General features: G+C 60.3%; 17 protein-coding genes and 1 pseudogene. All 18 read left to right on the top strand.

Annotated elements, in window-relative coordinates; translation table 11 throughout:
* Nucleotides 1-42: 42 nt before the first annotated feature.
* The 18 genes and pseudogenes from DYST_RS18820 to DYST_RS18740 all read left to right on the top strand — a co-directional run bounded on the left by DYST_RS18820 (nt 43) and on the right by DYST_RS18740 (nt 17,695).
* Nucleotides 43-1,899 carry a penicillin-binding protein activator gene (locus DYST_RS18820; protein WP_239947475.1) on the top strand — a complete coding sequence of 619 codons (1,857 nt, stop codon included), beginning with the start codon at nt 43-45 and terminating at the stop codon, nt 1,897-1,899.
* Nucleotides 1,899-2,255: a YraN family protein gene (locus tag DYST_RS18815; RefSeq protein WP_239947474.1), complete on the top strand. Its 357-nt coding sequence runs from the start codon at nt 1,899-1,901 to the stop codon at nt 2,253-2,255. Before DYST_RS18820 ends, DYST_RS18815 begins: the two co-directional genes overlap by 1 nt.
* Before the next feature lie 846 nt (nt 2,256-3,101).
* Nucleotides 3,102-3,593: a toxin co-regulated pilus biosynthesis Q family protein gene (locus DYST_RS18810; protein ID WP_239947472.1), complete on the top strand. Its 492-nt coding sequence runs from the start codon at nt 3,102-3,104 to the stop codon at nt 3,591-3,593.
* 45 nt (nt 3,594-3,638) lie between these two features.
* A complete protein-coding gene (locus tag DYST_RS18805) occupies nt 3,639-4,574 on the top strand; it encodes a virB8 family protein (protein ID WP_239947469.1) in 936 nt (311 codons plus the stop codon).
* Nucleotides 4,574-5,341, top strand: coding sequence for a TrbG/VirB9 family P-type conjugative transfer protein (locus tag DYST_RS18800; RefSeq protein WP_239947468.1), 768 nt, complete (start codon nt 4,574-4,576; stop codon nt 5,339-5,341). The genes DYST_RS18805 and DYST_RS18800 overlap by 1 nt, the downstream gene beginning before the upstream one ends.
* A complete protein-coding gene (locus DYST_RS18795) occupies nt 5,338-6,600 on the top strand; it encodes a TrbI/VirB10 family protein (RefSeq protein ID WP_102302936.1) in 1,263 nt (420 codons plus the stop codon). Before DYST_RS18800 ends, DYST_RS18795 begins: the two co-directional genes overlap by 4 nt.
* Before the next feature lie 19 nt (nt 6,601-6,619).
* Nucleotides 6,620-7,660: a P-type DNA transfer ATPase VirB11 gene (virB11, locus tag DYST_RS18790; RefSeq protein ID WP_239947466.1), complete on the top strand. Its 1,041-nt coding sequence runs from the start codon at nt 6,620-6,622 to the stop codon at nt 7,658-7,660.
* A gap of 11 nt (nt 7,661-7,671) precedes the next feature.
* Nucleotides 7,672-8,634: a lytic transglycosylase domain-containing protein gene (locus DYST_RS18785; RefSeq protein WP_239947464.1), complete on the top strand. Its 963-nt coding sequence runs from the start codon at nt 7,672-7,674 to the stop codon at nt 8,632-8,634.
* Nucleotides 8,635-8,833: 199 nt separating this feature from the next.
* Entirely contained in the window at nt 8,834-9,256 is a 423-nt protein-coding gene (locus DYST_RS18780) for a TrbC/VirB2 family protein (RefSeq protein ID WP_102302939.1), read from the top strand.
* Nucleotides 9,249-9,557, top strand: coding sequence for a type IV secretion system protein VirB3 (locus tag DYST_RS18775; RefSeq protein ID WP_102302940.1), 309 nt, complete (start codon nt 9,249-9,251; stop codon nt 9,555-9,557). Before DYST_RS18780 ends, DYST_RS18775 begins: the two co-directional genes overlap by 8 nt.
* A gap of 108 nt (nt 9,558-9,665) precedes the next feature.
* A pseudogene (locus tag DYST_RS18770) lies at nt 9,666-12,126 on the top strand (VirB4 family type IV secretion/conjugal transfer ATPase).
* A 45-nt stretch (nt 12,127-12,171) separates the two neighbouring features.
* Nucleotides 12,172-12,918 (top strand): hypothetical protein, encoded by a 747-nt coding sequence (locus tag DYST_RS18765; RefSeq protein WP_239947459.1) that lies wholly within the window; start codon nt 12,172-12,174, stop codon nt 12,916-12,918.
* A gap of 81 nt (nt 12,919-12,999) precedes the next feature.
* A complete protein-coding gene (locus tag DYST_RS18760; RefSeq protein ID WP_102302943.1) occupies nt 13,000-14,082 on the top strand; it encodes a type IV secretion system protein in 1,083 nt (360 codons plus the stop codon).
* Nucleotides 14,079-14,585 (top strand): DUF4189 domain-containing protein, encoded by a 507-nt coding sequence (locus DYST_RS24385; RefSeq protein WP_428993928.1) that lies wholly within the window; start codon nt 14,079-14,081, stop codon nt 14,583-14,585. Before DYST_RS18760 ends, DYST_RS24385 begins: the two co-directional genes overlap by 4 nt.
* 161 nt (nt 14,586-14,746) lie before the next feature.
* Nucleotides 14,747-15,001 carry a hypothetical protein gene (locus DYST_RS18755; RefSeq protein ID WP_239947457.1) on the top strand — a complete coding sequence of 85 codons (255 nt, stop codon included), beginning with the start codon at nt 14,747-14,749 and terminating at the stop codon, nt 14,999-15,001.
* A gap of 134 nt (nt 15,002-15,135) precedes the next feature.
* The gene (locus DYST_RS18750) at nt 15,136-15,429 is read left to right on the top strand and encodes a hypothetical protein (RefSeq protein ID WP_239947455.1); all 294 of its coding nucleotides are present in this window, start codon (nt 15,136-15,138) and stop codon (nt 15,427-15,429) included.
* Nucleotides 15,430-15,599: 170 nt separating this feature from the next.
* Entirely contained in the window at nt 15,600-16,130 is a 531-nt protein-coding gene (locus DYST_RS18745) for a hypothetical protein (protein WP_239947450.1), read from the top strand.
* Nucleotides 16,127-17,695 carry an XVIPCD domain-containing protein gene (locus tag DYST_RS18740; RefSeq protein ID WP_239947448.1) on the top strand — a complete coding sequence of 523 codons (1,569 nt, stop codon included), beginning with the start codon at nt 16,127-16,129 and terminating at the stop codon, nt 17,693-17,695. The genes DYST_RS18745 and DYST_RS18740 overlap by 4 nt, the downstream gene beginning before the upstream one ends.
* The last annotated feature ends 32 nt before the right edge of the window (nt 17,696-17,727 follow it).

The following is a 17,727-nucleotide window of genomic DNA, read 5'->3' as shown; positions in this document are numbered from 1 at the left end:
CCGCTCCACCACGTCGTCAAAAAAGCTCGAAGGGATTTGGCCATGCGCTTGTATCGCGCCGCAGGCGTTGCCCTGCTGATTTCTCTTGCACTCGTTGGTTGCGTACCACCGGCAGCGCAAAAGTCGCCCGCCGAAATCGCGGCCAGCCAGCAAGCCGATGCCTTGGTGCAGCAGGGCAAGTTCGATGAAGCCGCTCAGGCGTATCTCGCACTGGCTCAGACCGGCGGCAACCGCGATCACTATCAACTGCTTGCCGCCGAGGCCTACCGCCAGGAAGGCCAGCTTGATCGCGCCGCCTCGTTGCTTGATGGCATCCGCCGCCAGCGCCTCACCGGTGATGAGCCTTCCCGACTCGATCTGCTGCAGGCCGAGTGGGCGCTGAAGCAACACAACGCGCCGCGCGCCCTGCAACTCACCACCCAACCCAACATCAGCGTACCTCCCGCGCTCCAGCTACGACTGCTGGAGCTGCGCTCCCAGGCGATGCAGCAAACCGGCGATCTGTGGGGTGCCGCGCGCTCGCGCGTGGAGATGGATGCTCAATTGAGCGGCCTGGACCAAGCGCAGAATCGCAAGGAGATCGTCTCCCTGCTCAGCAAACTTGGCGTTGACCCGCTCAAGCAGCGCGCTGCAGCCATGCAGCCGAGCGATCGCATGCTGCCCTGGGTCAACGAAGCGCTGACGCAGCTCGGCGTGGCCGTGGCACGCCCGGCACCCACGCTCGAACAGGAAGTGGGCACCATGATCCCGGGCGAAGGTGCCAACGTGCGCGAGGGCTTCAAGATGCCCGCCCATATCGCCTTGCTGCTTCCGACCAGCGGCAATCTCGCGGTAGCGGGCACGGCGATCAGGGAAGGCTTTTTTGCGGCCTATGCCGATTCCGCGCGTAACCACACACCACGTCCGCCTGTACGCATCTACGACAGCGGTGGCACCACCAATGGTGCAGTGAAGGCTTACCAGCAGGCGGTGACCGATGGCGCGCAGCTGGTCATAGGACCGCTGACCCGCGGTGAGGTGTCCGCGCTGTTCAGCCTGCCAGAGCTGCCCGTGCCGCTGCTTGCGCTCAACCATCCGGACGACAAGAGCCTGCCATCCAATGGCGTCAGCGAGTTTGGCCTGCTACCCGAGACCGAAGGTGCGCAAGCTGCCGACCACATGTCGGAAGGTGGTATCACCAACGCCTTCGTCATCGTGAGCAGCGACGATTTCGCGCAGCGTGCAGCCAAATCGTTCAAGGCCGAGTTTGAAGCGCGCGGCGGAAAAGTGGCCGGCAGCGGCAATCTGGCTGGCAGCGGCGTCAACTTTGCCTCCACCATTTCCGGCCTCGGCATGCCCACGGACAACGGCGACGCCAGCACCAGTAGCAACACAGGCCTGTTCATCAGCATGCGCCCCCAGCAGGCACGTCTGCTGCTGCCGCAGATCAAACTCGCCCGCGTGAACCTGCCGGTGTTTGGCACCTCGCATATCTATGCCGGCACCGATGACGCCAGCGCCAATCGCGATCTCGAAGGCGTAGAGTTTTGCGATGCGCCGTGGATGTTCGACGCGCAGCCAGGCCTGCCCAACCACGCCGACATCGCCTCACAGCTGCCCGCCGCACGAGGCACCTCCGCACGCCTGTTCGCCTTTGGCATGGACGCATGGAACCTCGCGCCCTACCTCGACTGGCTCCGCGCACACGCGGGCAGCTACCTACCGGGCGCGAGCGGACAGCTGACGTCGGATCAGTTCGGTCGCATTCGACGTGTATTGGTATGGGCCAAGTTCCAGGATGGCCTTGCCCATCCGATCAACGGCAGCCTGCAGATGGACACCGAGCCCGCACTGGCACCGCCGACCGATGCAACCGGCACGCCCCAGCCGCAGACCGAACAGCCCGCCACGCAGCATTGATGCGCGCGGCTGGCGCCGCCTTTGAACAACGCGCCTGCGCGGAACTCCAACGCGCGGGCTTCGTTGTGCTCGATCGCAACTACACCACGCGTTACGGCGAACTTGATCTGGTGATGCTCGACGGCGGCACCGTTGTCTTCGTAGAAGTTCGCCACCGACTCCACGCCACTCATGGCGGCGCCGCCATTTCTGTCACCGCGAGCAAACAAGCTCGCCTCATCGCCGCCGCAGAACTATGGCTCGCCGCCCATCCGAAACGCGCGCAACACCCCTGCCGTTTCGACGTAATTAGTTACGACGGCCCTGTCACCAACGCGCGCATGAACCATTGGCGCAACGCGTTTGAAAGCTGCTGAGCACTTCGCGCCTCAGCACCATGGCCGCATGCGTCAAACGTGAACGCAACGCGCCACCAAATTCAGGTTCATCAAGAATCTGACACGACAGGATACGAATCCTCTCATCACGCGTAGTCAAAACCCTACACGTCAATCGTTTCATTGCTGACACACTTTAAGAGTTTTCTCAGCACAATAGTCAGCAACGCAAGACCGTTGCTTTCTTACATGTGAAACCGTTTTCCCAGACACCGCTTCACGGCTTCAAACCAGTCTGCAAAAGCAGGCATGTGTCCGTCGAGTTGAAATGCACTTGTTTTGCGTGTTTCTGGGACAGGGGCGCTGGCTATCCAAACGTTTGAATGTGAAGACCACGACCGCAGTGGTGGCGTCATACGCCTGCACATATTCGGCAACACAAGCGACATGCGGGAAAAAGTAAGCAGACTCCGTCACATTTTTCGGTGCTGACGGTAGTCATGAGAAGAATCTGTGCGATCTACTAAATAAGGTGCCTACCGCTGCCACGCGGCGATATCGCGGGCACCGGCGGGAATTCCAGAACGCCCACAGCGTCGCTGGACCAAGGAACAGGGAGCTCGGAATGGAATCTACAGTCATCATCTTGCGGACACGCTTGCTGCCCGCTGTTGCGTCAAACCCCATGCGCTCGCCGGCTGGCGCTGATCGCATGCGTGCTCACGTGGCACATGTTTTCTCGCAACTCATACAGCCTCAACACTGAATCCGTCGCTTTCCAACGCCACCCCCAAGGCTGGCGCGTGCCGATGTGCGTGATCGAAACACCGGGCCACTGAAGTTCTCCAACGTAACCACCCTCTCTATCCAGTCTGCGAGTACGTCGTGAAAAAGGAACTCTCCAAGCGTGCCCTCTCGTGCTGTGTGCTGCTGGCCGCGGCGAGCCTCGCTGCTTGCGGCACACCACCGGCCAAGGACTTCCGCGGCTCGTGGAAACCAGTGAACCATTTCCAGGACACCCCTTCGGAAATCCCGCTCAACCAGGCCTATACCTATTACGCCGCGCCGATGGACGAAACGCTTCGCACCATGCTCAGGCGCTGGACCAAGGACGCCGGCCTGCAGTTCTCCTATCAGCTGCAGTCGGACTACACCTTGTACAAGGCGGTCACGCAGATCCACACCACGGACGTCTATTCGGCTGCGTCTGAGCTTTCGTCCATCTATGCGGCTCAGGGCGTGTCGGTCACTACGGACGGCCATGAGATACGCGTAAGCGCTGCAAGCGCTGCGAGCGGTGGCGCCGCAGCACCCACGAGCGAGACCCAACAAGGCACTGCCCCTCCTCAGAACACCACGCCTGCACAGGCCAAATAACGTCGACCAGGGAACCGTTGAGATGACCGCGCAGGGCTTTCGCAGATGTTAAAGAAAAAGACTTCCACCAAGATCGATGAGGCCGTAGCCAAGTCGGTCAACTTCGAGATCACCGTGGCGGATCTCGCCAGGCGCAGCGAACGTCGCGCGTGGTGGGTCGCGTTCTCGGCCATCGGCATGTCGCTGATCCTGGCCGGCGGCTATTTCTACATGCTGCCGCTGAAAGAGAAGGTGCCGTTCGTGGTGATGGCTGATGCCTACACCGGCACGAGCACCGTCGCGCGCCTCACCGACGACTTCAACAACAAGCGCATCACGACGAGCGAGGCGATCAATCGCAGCAACATCGCGCACTTCGTTCTCGCGCGCGAATCGTATGACTCGGCGATGATCAACCTGCGCGACTGGGCAACCGTACAAACCATGTCGGCGTCCAGCGTGGCGTCCGCGTATACCGAGCTGTATTCGCCACGCAACGAAGCCAGCCCATCCAAGATCTACGGAAGGAATCGCGCCGTTCGCGTGAAGATTCTCAGCATCGTGCTACTGGGCGGCGGCCCCGACACGCCCCCGAAGGGCGCCACGGTACGTTTCCAACGCAGCGTGTACGACAAGCAGACGGGTGCCACCGTACCACTCGACAGCAAGATCGCGACGATCTCCTTCACCTACAAGACCAACTTGCGGATGGACGAGCAGTACCGCATCGAAAACCCTCTCGGGTTCCAGGTGACTGAGTATCGCGTCGACAGCGATTATGCGACCGCGCCACCAGACGAAGTGCCTGCCACTGGCGATGAAAGTGCTGCCCACCAGCCCGGCACCGGTGCACCCGCCAGTAGTTCCAGTGCGGGTGAAGCACTGCAGCCCGGCGTGATCCCTCCGCCACCGACGATTCCTGAAAGTAACCAGGAACCGTCCGCGCCACGCCAAACACCCGCCACCAGCGCTCGGACCAACCCTAACGGAGGGCGTGGGTGATGAACCGACTGAGTCAATTCGCCCTGGCTACCGCGCTTTGCCTCGCGGCAGTCACTACGCCTCGCAACGTCCACGCGCAGGCAGTGCAGCAATACGACTATCAGGCTGATCGCGTGTATCAGGTCCGCACTGGCCTTGGCATTACCACGCAGATCGAGCTCAGCCCCAACGAAAAGATCCTCGACTATAGCACCGGCTTCAGCAGCGGATGGGAGCTGAATCGTCGTGACAACGTGTTCTACATCAAGCCGAAGAACGTCGATGTCGACACGAATCTGATGATACGTACGGCCACCCACTCGTACATCTTCGAGCTCAAAGTGGTCGCCACGGACTGGCACACGCTGGATCAGGCGCGTACGAAAGGCGTGCAATACAAGATCACGTTCACCTACCCCGGCGACACCTCGTTCTCGAACGAAGCGATCAAGGCCTCGCAAACGCCGGAGTTGAATACATCCCTGGTGAAAGGGCGCTACTACAACTTCAACTACGACTATGCGACACGCTCGAAGGCGGCGCCGTGGCTGGTGCCCGTCAATGTGTATGACGACGGCCAGTTCACCTACATCAAGATGAGCGACATGAAGCAGTTTCCTACTGGAAACTTCCCTTCCGTCTATATGCGTGAGACCGCGCACGGCGAAGATTCCGTCGTCAATACGACCGTGGAGGGCAACACCATCGTTGTCCACGGGACGTATCCCTTCTTGGTTATTCGTCACGGCGACAACGTCGTTGGTTTGCGCAGGAACACCGCCAAATGAACCACTACGAAGAAGAACAGCAGGGCAACGGCGGCTCTGGCCAGGGCGTGCCACCACGTGAGCCGAGTGGTAACGCGAATCCCTATGCTGCCCATCACCAGCAGCAATCCTCGCCTGACCTTGATGCAGGCGCGCCGCAGCTGAAATCCAATGAGCTGCGCAGCATGAACCGCAGCGCGATGGGCATGCTCGCCGCACTGGCGGGGCTGCTCGTATTCGCCGGGGCATGGATGTTCTTCGCAGGCAATTCCCAGAAGAACGCTAAGCCCCAAGCGCAGAAAGAGGAGACGGTCCGCGTACCGGAGGCCCCTAAGGCTCCGCCCCTGCCGCTCGCACCCGCTCAGCCACAACAAGTTGTACAGCAGCCGATTGCCTTAGCGCCCCCGCTGCCGCAAAACAGCAGGCCCGCAGGCCCCGTCGGTCCGCATGAGCCGACGCTGCTCGAACGTCGCATTGCCGCTGCAGAGCGTGCCTCGGGCGTCAGTTCAGTGGACGGCAGTGGACAGGCCTTGCCCCAAGGCGGCAATGGTGGGCCCTTCCCGCCTGGGATGCCAGGCATCCCAGGTATGCCTGGCGGCGATGACGGCACCAATCGTTTCCGCATGCCCGGCAACTCGGCGTATGGCGCCAAAGCACTCCCCGATGTATCAAACGCGCAACCCTTGACGCACCCGGACAGCCTCATGCTGCGGGGCACCTACATCCGTTGCGTGCTGGAAACCCACATCATCACCGATATCCCGGGTTTCACTTCCTGCATCGTCACTGAGCCCGTGTACTCGTTCAACGGCAAGCATCTCTTGCTCCCCAAGGGCTCGAAAGTGCTGGGAAGCTATAGCCAAGAGCCCAACGGCCCCCGCGTTGCAGTCATCTGGGATCGCATCGTCACTCCGACCGGCATCGACGTAAACATGGCCAGCCCTGGCGTGGACAACCTGGGCGGCGCAGGCCATCCGGGCTACTACAACGCGCACTGGGCCAGTCGAATCAGTTCCGCACTGCTGATCAGCATGCTCAGCGACGCGTTCAAGTATGAGGCGGCCGAACATGGCCCCAAGACCAATTCCGTTGCCGCCAACGGCGTCGTGGTCCAGGAGCCGTTCGAAAGCAACACCGCGCAGACCGTCCAGGATCTTGCAAACCAGGCCGTTCGCCGGTCCGCCAATCGCCCCGCGACCGTCACCATCAACCAAGGCACCGTTGTGACCATCTACGTCGCCAAAGACGTGGATTTCACCGGCGTGCTCGCCCGCTACTAATCGATCCTGCCCAACGACCATGGCCGACGAAACCCTCGCCAACATTCCGAACGAATTCCTGGAGTACCAGTACTCCGTGCTGGGCATCCAGGAATTCATGGCCTCGTCCGAGGTCACGGAGATTTGCGTCAATCGGCCGGGAGAGCTGTATCTGGAGGCTGGCGGCCAGTGGCAAAAGGTGGAGATGCCCTCGCTGACCTTCGATCGTGCCCGCCAGTTCTGCACAGCCGTGGTCAATGAGAGCAACACCGGCCAGCGCATCACCGATGTCGATCCGGTGGTGTCCCTGACTTTTCCCACAGGGCAACGCGCGCAGTTTGTCATTCCACCGGCGGTGGAGGCAGGCAGCATTTCCATCACCATTCGCTTGCCCTCCAAGCAGACCAAGACGCTGGCGCAGTACCAGGATGACGGCTTCTTCGACGAGATTCTTGAAGACACCCACGGCATCAGCGAGCAGGATCGCGAGCTACTGCAACTGCGCTCCCAACGTCGCTACGCGGATTTCTTCCGCCAGGCGGTGCTCAACAAGAAGAACATCGTCGTCTCCGGTGCCACCGGCAGCGGCAAGACGACCTTCATGAAGTCGCTGGTGCACCACATCCCGGCCAATGAACGCCTCGTCACCATCGAGGATGCCCGTGAGCTGTTCATTGATCAGCCCAACGTCGTACACCTGCTCTATTCCAAGGGCGGCCAGAGCGCCAGCAATGTCACGGCCAAGAGCTGCATGGAAGCCTGCCTTCGCATGAAGCCCGACCGCATCATCCTCGCGGAGCTGCGTGGCGATGAGTCGTTCTACTTCATCCGCAACTGCGCTTCAGGCCACCCGGGTTCCATCACCAGTTGCCATGCCGGCAGCACCGAGCAGACCTGGGACCAGCTGGCGCTGATGGTGAAAGCCTCCAATGAAGGTTCGGGGCTCGAGTTCTCCACGATCAAACGCTTGCTGATGATGACCATCGACATCGTCGTGCATATCAAGGCACATGCCGGCCGTCGCTACATCACCGGTATCGACTTCAACCCTGGCCGCCAGGCCGAAGGCAACCACGGATAAGGGAGACACGGATGATGCCCATCGCCAACATCGCCAGTTGTCATGAACTCGCCGTTCCGGCACAGGTCATGCAGCACGTGGTCAACGTGGAATCCGGCAGCAACCCGTTCGCCATCGGAGTGGTCGGCGCGCACCTCGAGCGACAGCCACAAAACCTTGACGAAGCTGTAGCCACGGCACGCATGCTGGAAAGCCAGGGTTACAACTACTCGTTGGGCATCGCCCAGGTCAATCGCACCAACTTCGCAAAGTTCGGCCTCGATTCGTACGAGAAAGCCTTCGATGTGTGCCCCAACCTGGTGGCAGGCACCCAGATCCTGGCCCAGTGTTACGCACAGGCCGGCGGCGATTGGGGCAAGGCCTTCAGTTGCTACTACTCGGGCAACTTCGCCAAGGGCTACGAAGACGGCTACGTGCAGAAGGTGTTTGACTCGATGAATCGCTCGTCGTCCGCGATATCCGGACAGACGCGCGCCGTTCCGATCCAACTCGCGCAAACCACGCGTACCCAACCCATGACCGCGTCCGAGTACTTGGTCCGCATGCGCAGTTCGGTCATTGACAATGCCGGCGCCGCTGCCGTAGCGAAGATCGCGCAGAACCTGATGCCGGAAGCGCAGGCGATACCCAGCAGGGAGTTGCCTACCAATACGCCACCTTCCGCCCTGGATATCCAGGCCGCGGCCGTTGCGGGTACCCATCTACCAGCAAATGCAGCCGAGGTTGAACCGGCAGCTTCGGGATCACAGCCTTCGGCGCTGGATATCCAGGCCGCCGCGGTGGCAGGCACGCAACTGCCCGCCCCTGATCCTGCAGTACCCGCCTCACCGTCGAATAACGACATCTTCGAACCGCAAGTGCGTGGCCCTAACGATCCCGTGGCAGCCCCCAAGCAGGAAACAGCGGCATCACAGCCGGGAGTCGATCGAGCAGATCTTCGACTGGGAGGGCATGACGATGCCTTCGTGTTTTGAAACCTGACATACACCGACGGAAAGCCCGCGACGTCATGACTCGCAAGACGCCGCGACTTCCTTCGGATACCAAGCACCGATAGTTCCGCTATCGCGGAATGGTCGAGTCCCGGCAGGGCCAATGCTACGGACGTGCAGCGAGACGCGTCGCGGTGCCCACTTCCAACCACTCTCAATCGATCGACAAGGAAAGACACCCATGGCAATCAAACCCTTCATCAATACCACCGCCCAGCGCAAGCGCATGCTGGATCGCGCCGTCATCTTGACCATGACGGCTGCCATCATCCTTCCGGGCATGGCGTTCGCCGATGATGCGCAATCCAACCTCTGCGGCGTTCTCGGTACCGTCAACACGCTGCTAAACGTCGCATCGTTTGCCATCGTGACGATCGCCATCATTTTCTCCGGCTATCAGATCGCCTTTGCGCATAAGCGCATCACCGAGGTGGCGCCGGCACTCATCGGCGGCGTGCTCATCGGCGCTGCCGCTCAGATCGCCAAGATGGTCATCGGCGGCAGCTCCAGTGCCAGCACCACCTGCGGCGGCACCTCCAACAACACCACCATGCTGCTGGATCACGTGCATTCGGCCGTGCAGTTTCTGCAGCACTATGCATAAGAACGTGCTGTTTCGCGGCTGCACCCGTCCGCCCATGTTCATGGGCGTACCTTACGTGCCCTTTTTTCTGGTCGCGGGCGGCGGGCTGCTGCTTGGCATGTACTTCAATCTTTACTTTCTGTTGCTGATACCGCCAGCCATCATGGTGATGCGCCAGATGGCCAAGCGAGACGAGTTGATCTTCCGCTTGCTTGGCCTGCGTCTTCAGTTCCGCACACGCGTACGGAATCTGCAGCTGCATGACGGCATGTGGGCGTTCACTCCCAACAGCTACCGCGATTCGCGCGACAGGAAGAAGTAATGGCGTAAGGCATGGGCGGCAAGCCAGATAGCAGCCCATGCCTCTACTCCACGTTTTGTTTTGCTCCGTCGAAGACCTCACCCTTACCCTTGACCGGCAGCTCCTCTCATGTTTACCCCAGACGCCCCCATCAGCGCACACGTTCCGCTGTCCACCCATGTATCGCCAACGGTGATCAAGACCGTTGAGGGCGACTACCTGATGACGTGGCGCCTTGAAGGCTTACCCTTCGTCGGGCGCGACGAGTGGGAGCTGGAGCACCGCCATAACACCTTCAATCGCATGCTGCAGACGCTGCGTGCGCCCGACTTCGTTAACGTAGCCTTCTGGGTGCACGACGTACGACGTCGTCGACGGCTGCGTGATCACAGCGAGTTCAAGCAAGCATTCAATCAGCAGATGTCCGACCAGTACTACGATGCACTGTCGAGTCAGAAGCTGATGCAGAACGAGCTGTACCTGACGCTGATCTACCGCCCGGTAGTCGGCGGCAAACGCTTCAAGGATAAGACGTCGGATGTCGGTCAGCTCGAGTCCGCGCAGGCCCACGCGGTCGCCACGGTCAACGAGCTAGCCGGCAACGTGGAGGCTGTACTCAAGGACTATGCTCCGTACCGCCTCGGTATGTACGAAGCGTCCAACGGCTTGGTGTTCTCCGAAACATTAGAGCTGTTCGGTTATCTGTTGAACCGCATGGATGAACCTGTGCCGGTGCTATCTGCACCCGTGCCCGCCTATCTGCCGATCAGCCGTCTGCGCTTTTCGGCCAAAAGTGGCGACTTCGCAATCACCACGCCGAGCGGCGTCAACCATTTCGGCGCCATCCTGAACGTCAAGGAATACCCGGAGGGCACCTACCCCGGCATTCTCAACGGCCTGAAGTACCTGGACTTCGAGTACGTCATCACCCACTCGTTCAGCCCTATGGGCCGCCACGATGCGATCAAGGCGCTGGAACGTACCAAGGGCATGATGATCTCCTCCGGTGACAAGGCCGTAAGCCAGATCATCGAGCTAGACCACGCCATGGACCAGTTGGCGTCCGGCAACTTTGTGCTCGGCGAGTATCACTTTTCCATGGCGGTTTACGCGACTAGTCAGGAGTTGTTGGCGCAACAGCTTGCCGTCACACGTGCAGAGCTGTCTAACGCGGGCTTCGTCTCGGTGAAGGAAGATCTTGCTGTCACCTCGGCGTTCTATGCGCAATTCGCAGGCAACTGGAAGTACCGCACGCGTCTGGCCAACGTCAGCTCACTGAACTTTCTTGGGCTTTCGCCGCTGCACAACTTCGCCACCGGCAAGAAGGCCAACAACCCGTGGGGGGGACTGCGTTACTACGCTGCAGACCACCAACGGTCAGGCCTATTATTTCAACTTCCATGCCACCCATCCCAACGAGAACTCGCTGGGTGAAAAAGCCATCGCCAATACGATGGTGATCGGCAAGTCAGGTACCGGCAAGACCGCACTGATCAACTTCCTGCTCAGCCAAGTGCAGAAGCTCTCGCCAACGCCGACCATCTTTTTCTTTGACAAGGATCGTGGCGCCGAGATCTTCGTGCGCGCTTGTGGCGGTAACTACCTGGCACTGGAGAACGGACAGCCCACCGGCTTCAATCCTTTCCAGTGCCAGCGTACAGAAGCCAACGTCCAGTTCCTGGTTGAGCTCATCAAAGTTCTGGCCGGCAAAACGATCTACAGCTCCCGCGAGGAAGAGGACATCCACCGCGCGGTGGAGAACATCCTCGATACGCCGATGCACCTGCGAACCATGGCCAACTTCCAGAAGAGCCTGCCCAACATGGGTGACGACGGCTTGTTCATCCGCATGCGCAAGTGGACCACGGGCCATTCGCTGGGCTGGGTGTTCGATAACCCGGTAGATACGATCGACCTCAGGAAGGCCCCGATCATCGGCTTCGACTACACCGACGTGATCGATAACCCGGAAGTGCGCGTACCGGTGATCAACTACCTGCTGCACCGACTGGAAGAGCTCATCGACGGTCGGCCGCTCATCTATGTGATGGACGAGTTCTGGAAGATCCTCGATGGCCAGGGCGGCCTGAAGGAGTTCGCCAAGAACAAGCAGAAGACCATCCGTAAGCAGAACGGCCTTGGCATCTTCGCCACGCAAAGCCCGGAAGACGCACTGGCCAGCGACATCGCTGCCTCGCTCATCGAGCAGACCGCCACGATGGTTCTGTTGCCCAACCCCAATGCGAGCCGCGAAGACTACGTGGAGGGGCTGAAGCTGACTGAGGCGGAGTATCAGGTGGTAGTCAGCCTGGACGAGCGTTCGCGCTGCTTCCTGGTCAAACAAGGCCACGCATCAGCTGTTTGCCAGTTGAACCTGCGCGGCATGGATGACTCCCTGGCAGTGATCTCCGCATCTACCGACAACATCGACATCATGCATCGCGTACTCAAGGAGCATGCGGATGCTGCAGGCGCCCCGGTCGACAGCCTGGGCCCGGAACAATGGCTGCAGACCTTCTACGACCAGCGCAAAGGCAGCGGCAAGGGCAAGACCAAGACTGAAGCACCGCTTCGCCGCGCGGCCCATTGAGTTTTAACCGCAACACTTTACCCGCCACCCAAAGAGGCATCCGACATGATTCGTCCACTCACGCATCGCATACAAATCAAGATTGTGGCGCTTCTGGCTTGTCTTTCCGTTGGCGGGTTCACGGTCATGCCGGCGAATGCCCAGTGGATTGTGAACGACCCCACCATGCAGGGCTTGGTAACGGCAAACCAGGCGACGCAGATCACCAGCCTGGCCGATCAGCTGAGCCAGCTGGAACAGACCTACAGCACCATCAAGAACACCATCAGCAGCATGGGTCTCAATCTGCTGCCCATCTCGAATAGCCTGCCAATCATCAGCGACTCCGATGCGCAGACCACGGCAACGAACCAATGTCCGGGCGCCGATCCCGTTAGCATGGTCGCCAATGTCTTCGGCGTGGACATGAGCAGTGATATCAAGTCCCAGCAGACCCAGATCTGCTACCAGATCGTGATGCGGCAGATCCACAAGTACAACATCGTGGCTGGGATGCTCAACCGCATGAATGACTACTCCAACAATCTGAGCAGTCTCGTCAGTGGCCTGAACAGTCTCGACGCCTTCGCCTCTGGCAGCCGCCAAGTTTCACAGGCCCAGACCAGCCAGTCGCAGAACGCACTGAGCGTAGAGATGGCCAATGTCGACCAGCAGATCAAGGCGGACGACGCGATCATCGCCACCCTCAAGGAACGACAGTCCATGCTCGCCCAGACCGCCATGAAAGGCACCATGCTCGGCAATGCCATGCAGGTCGTCACCTTCGGCGCAGCACTGTCCGTCGGCAACTGATCCAAAGCCAGCGCTCGTGACGTGATGGAAAACCACTCCATCATGTTGCGCCGAGGCCCCACCTGAACATCGTGAAAGCCCATGGACTCCGCATACTTTGCACTGATCTACAACTACCTCACCAATAAGGTTGAGCAGTACGGCGTTGACATGATGGGCAACGCCACCGGCTGGGTCGCGAACTTCGCGTTCATCCTGGTGACGTTGTGGGTCTTCTTCCGGGGCTATCGCATGGTCACGGGGCAGTCGCACGAGTCCATGATGACCACGGTGACGCACATGATCAAAGTTTCACTGATCGTTGCGGCAGCCAAAGCCTGGTCGGTCGGCGGCGGCGACCTGTACGACCTGCTTTACAAACAGCTACCGGAAGCCGTCAATCAGATCGTCAACGGATCGGACAGTTCGCCCGCATCGCAGATCGATAAAAATCTCGTGCTCGTGTCCGCCGCCTCCAGCGCCATCGACATGGTGCAGGTACCTATTGGCGATGTCGTATCCGACAACGCCAAAGCGCGCGCCTCGCTGCTCGCCACCCTGGGTATTGCTGCACCGGCGATGACTGCGGGCGCCATGCTATTGATGTATCAGGTGGCGCTCGCGCTTATCGTAGGCCTCGGTCCATTGTTCATACTCAGCCTGATGTTTGATCAGACCAAAGACCTCTTCCGGCGATGGCTCACCTATGCTGTCGGCACCATGTTCTCCATGGCCGTACTCAGCGGCATGATCGCCATCGTGCTTGACCTCACCTATCGCGTCGCCGGTGCCATCTGGTCGGCCGACCTCATCACCCGCCTCGCGGGCTTGGGCAACCCCGGCTTCAATACCGCCGCCATGCAGCAGGGTGGTGTCGGCCTGTTGATGACGGTAATCATCATCACCACGCCACCGATGGCGGCGGCTTTCTTCAACGGCGCTATGGGTAACTTCATTCCGGCGCCACAGGTGAGCGCGGGCAAGCAAGCGGGCGGTTCTGCCTATAGTGGCGGCGGCGGATACAACCCTGCGTACGCCGGAGGCGGGGCTCCTGCCACCAGTCAAACCAGCCAAACACAGCAGCACGGCAGCGGTGGGTTCAGCAACCCCGCCACAACGCCTCGCGGTCTCGCTCAATCTGTAGCCAACCAAGACGCCGTCAAATCCGGGGGCACGCAAATATGAAAGCCTTCACTCTGATGTGCCTAATGCTTGTCATGAGCGCGATGTCCTTGCACGCGAACGCACAAGTTGCCGGATGCGCTCCTGGGGATATCCTCTCGACCGCCGGAGGCGTGAGCACCTGCTTACCAGGCAATGAGCCACCTCCGGAGCAATCTCAAGCACTCCAACCCCCGCCCCCTAAGTGGGAATCGCGATGGGGCGCCATCGCGTCGGATGAACCACATGGTGTGCTTGGCGTCGCCATCGACCAACTAAGCCAGAGCGCTGCAGAGCGAGCAGCCATGGCTGATTGCAAACGAAAAGGCGGGGCCGCATGCAAAGTAGAAATACCCTACGAGAACGGCTGCGTTGCGTTCACGGTAAGTGATTCCGGGTATAACGCTGCCGCCGACACCACTATCGAGAAAGCGTCGCAGAGAGGCATGAGCACATGCAAAAGCGCCGGCGCCAACAATTGCCACACTTACTACACCGCCTGCAGCCGTCCTATCCAAGTTCATTAGACCTGGAGCGAGAACACTCCGCCACGCTAGCGCACCAACAGCCCGTACCTACCGCGGAACATATACGTTGAAAGCCTCCGGGTCGAACCCTCGCGTCTACCTAAGTGAAGGGACGACCACCGGCTAGATGCCAACTCCACCCGCTGACGAAGGACCGTTATATGCGACTGTTCAAACCGCTGCTTGCCGTTGTTCTGATGGCGATAGGCACTAGCGCCATTGCTACGCCGTTCTACAAGTTCATACCGTACTACGACAACAACCCCTTCCTGTTCTGTACGCTGGGCTGGCCGGCGGACTGCTGGGCCCCCTTGAATCCGGCCACCGGCACATACGTGGTTACCGACGAAGAGTGCTTCAACCCGGTATCGGCGAAGCTGTATACCGCCGTCTGTCCTTTTGCTTTTGGCAAATAAAATAGGTACTGAGCTCGGCCAAGCCGGCCTCGTCTTCAGCTCACGACGCTGACGGAAAACCGGTCTTCGCCAATCAGCCGTACACAGATCCGCTGACGAAGGCGGGCACCAAGGTCTACAAGGCCAAGCTTCATGTGGACCGCTTCGTCGACGAGGATTACTACGGGCTTTGCGTATGTCACTGGGAGATCATGGCCGCAGATTTCGATATGAAAGTCGGCAGGATGAGCTTCAGTCCAGGATTTTTCGTGAAGGACGTTCGATCCGGCAGCTCAGTCCTCACCTACCTGTCGAAGCAAGTCGATGCCGGTGCACACCATCTCGCGATGCCCCCATTCAACGACAGCGGCAACCCGCGCCGGGAAGACTATGGGGTTTCCGGCAATACCTTCTCCACGACGCTGACCGCCGAGGAGTGCCAGCAATGATGATATGCAACATCATCGCCATGGCTCCGACCTGGAAGGCTCATTGCACACCTCGGAGGTATCGATCATGTCGATAGCTATCCCTGAGACCAAGGAGCTGGCGACACTCGTCCAACGGGATCGCATTTGCCCTGTTCCTTGCCCTGACCTCTTCCGCCTGCGGTAGCCCTATGAAAAAGCCCGACATCAAGCAGAATCCGACTCCCAAGCAGCGTTACGACATCACGCTCAGGATCGACGGAGCGCCAGGCCCCTTCGACAGCGTGGCCGGCTCGGTCGATTACCAGGTCAGCAATGGTCGTTGCGTACCGCTGACGCCCATCAGTGGCGCCACCATCGTGCCGCAGGAGCACATTCCCCTGACGCTCACGCATGTGAGCGACAACGTCTACAAGGGCACTTTGTATGCGGATCGCTTTGTCGATGAGGACTACTACGGCCTTGGCGTCTGCCAGTGGGAACTGGTGGCGGCCGGCATTGAGCTGAAAGTCGGCAAGATGGATTTCAGCCCGTCGATCTTCCTGAAGGACATCAAGGCCGGTACACCGGTTGTCACTTACTTCTCCAAACATTTCTACGAAGACTCGACCAAGCCAGACGCGCCCTCCCTGACGGACAGCGGCCGCGCGCGTCGTGAGGATTACAAAGATCCCACCAGCACCTTCTCCGCTACGTTGACCGCCGAGGAGATCACCCCATGACGGTCAGCACATCCGACTACGCCCTGCTCTCGCAGAACGCCTACCAGACACCGGTCAAAGGGCAGCGCGTCGAACTGGGCGGGGTCAGTTACAAGGCCCTCGACTACGCGGACACTGGCACGGGCTTTCAGGCCACGGCCTACGAGCGCCTGGATACGCATGAAGTCATCATTGCGTACCGCGGCACGGAGTTCGATCGCGAGCCACTGAAGGACGGTGGTACCGATGCGGGCATGGTGATCGCGGGCGTCAATGTCCAATCGCCCGATGCCATCGCCTTCACCCAGCGCGTTCTCGATCAGGTGCATGCGCTGGAGAAGGAAACCGGCCCCATGCCGGTGACGGTAACCGGCCACTCCCTTGGCGGCACGCTTGCGGAAATCAACGCATCCAAGTTCGGACTCAAGGGCGAAACCTTCAACGCCTATGGTGCTGCCGGGCTGTGGCAGGGCGTGCCCGAGGGCGGCCATCAGGTGATCGACCACGTGCGCGCCACGGACGTGGTGAGCGCAGCCAGCCCGCACTTTGGCGAGGTGCGCACCTATGCCGTGCAGCAGGATATCGACACGCTAACCAAGGCCGGCTATCGCGATGACAGCACGTTATCGAGCCCGCGCAATCCGTTCAAGGCGATCGACTTCAACGCTCACGCCATCGATAACTTTGTGCCGGACAGCAAGCTGCTTGGCCATTCGATCGTCGGGCCGCAAGGTGAGGCGCTGTATCGCGAGCACCAGCAGATGATCGACCGCTATCGCAACGACGTGGGCGACTTGCGCAAGGGCTTGTCCCTTGGCTGGGAGATTCCCAAGACGATCGTGGATGCCGGTGAGGCAGTGGGCCACACCGTGGCCGAGAAAGCGACCGAAGGCTGGCATGCGGCAACGCATGTGGCGCACGAAGCTGTCGAAGCCGCCGAGCGTGCGGGTACTGCGGTCAAGAACGAGGTGGTACGTGATGTAGCTGCCGTCGAGCACGCAGCGACATCGGCTGCGCATAGGGTCGGTGACGCCGCAAGGAACGTCGCCGCGGGTGCTGAGCATGCGTTCGAGAGCGCAGGCAAGGCGCTGCACGCTGCAGAGGAAGCCACAAGCGAGAAGGCCTCGAAAGTGTTCGATACCTTGAGCCATCCGGGCTCATGGTTTGACAACAAGCCGGCCGCGGAGAAATCCATGCTCAACGAGGCCACGCATCCCGACCATGCGCTCTTCCAGCAGGCGCGCGGTGCCGTCCAGCAACTCGACGCTTCGCATCAGCGCTCATCAGACCAACGCAGCGACAATCTTGCGGCGGCATTGACGGTGGCGGCGCGCCAGGGCGGCATGAACCAAATTCACCACGTGGTGCTCAGCGACGATGCCTCGCGCGCCTATGCAGTAGAAGGCGACATCAAGTCGCCCTTCAAGCGCATTGCGCAGGTGGATACGGCACAGGCCATGGCTACTCCGATTGAACGAAGCAGTGCGACATGGCAGCAGCAGGCTCAGCCGCAAGCAGGGCACGCGCTGGCGCAAAACGCACCCACCCAGCAATTGCAGCAGAACACACCGATGGCTGGCCCCTAACAGGCCCCAATCCAACGGCTCGACCGACATTC

This window comes from Dyella terrae, assembly GCF_022394535.1.
GTDB lineage: Bacteria > Pseudomonadota > Gammaproteobacteria > Xanthomonadales > Rhodanobacteraceae > Dyella.
Note: the sequence above shows the minus strand (reverse complement) of the source record. Positions and strands in the feature narration are given on the sequence as shown.

Excerpts from the sequence above, each read along its gene's own strand:
- DYST_RS18815 (WP_239947474.1), top strand. The coding sequence starts at position 1,899 with ATGCGCGCGGCTGGCGCCGCCTTTGAACAACGCGCCTGCGCGGAACTC.
- DYST_RS24385 (WP_428993928.1), top strand. The coding sequence starts at position 14,079 with ATGAAAGCCTTCACTCTGATGTGCCTAATGCTTGTCATGAGCGCGATG.
- DYST_RS18765 (WP_239947459.1), top strand. The coding sequence starts at position 12,172 with ATGATTCGTCCACTCACGCATCGCATACAAATCAAGATTGTGGCGCTT.
- DYST_RS18780 (WP_102302939.1), top strand. The coding sequence starts at position 8,834 with ATGGCAATCAAACCCTTCATCAATACCACCGCCCAGCGCAAGCGCATG.
- DYST_RS18775 (WP_102302940.1), top strand. The coding sequence starts at position 9,249 with ATGCATAAGAACGTGCTGTTTCGCGGCTGCACCCGTCCGCCCATGTTC.
- DYST_RS18755 (WP_239947457.1), top strand. The coding sequence starts at position 14,747 with ATGCGACTGTTCAAACCGCTGCTTGCCGTTGTTCTGATGGCGATAGGC.
- DYST_RS18785 (WP_239947464.1), top strand. The coding sequence starts at position 7,672 with ATGATGCCCATCGCCAACATCGCCAGTTGTCATGAACTCGCCGTTCCG.
- DYST_RS18820 (WP_239947475.1), top strand. The coding sequence starts at position 43 with ATGCGCTTGTATCGCGCCGCAGGCGTTGCCCTGCTGATTTCTCTTGCA.
- DYST_RS18800 (WP_239947468.1), top strand. The coding sequence starts at position 4,574 with ATGAACCGACTGAGTCAATTCGCCCTGGCTACCGCGCTTTGCCTCGCG.
- DYST_RS18760 (WP_102302943.1), top strand. The coding sequence starts at position 13,000 with ATGGACTCCGCATACTTTGCACTGATCTACAACTACCTCACCAATAAG.
- virB11 (WP_239947466.1), top strand. The coding sequence starts at position 6,620 with ATGGCCGACGAAACCCTCGCCAACATTCCGAACGAATTCCTGGAGTAC.
- DYST_RS18805 (WP_239947469.1), top strand. The coding sequence starts at position 3,639 with ATGTTAAAGAAAAAGACTTCCACCAAGATCGATGAGGCCGTAGCCAAG.
- DYST_RS18740 (WP_239947448.1), top strand. The coding sequence starts at position 16,127 with ATGACGGTCAGCACATCCGACTACGCCCTGCTCTCGCAGAACGCCTAC.
- DYST_RS18795 (WP_102302936.1), top strand. The coding sequence starts at position 5,338 with ATGAACCACTACGAAGAAGAACAGCAGGGCAACGGCGGCTCTGGCCAG.
- DYST_RS18745 (WP_239947450.1), top strand. The coding sequence starts at position 15,600 with ATGAAAAAGCCCGACATCAAGCAGAATCCGACTCCCAAGCAGCGTTAC.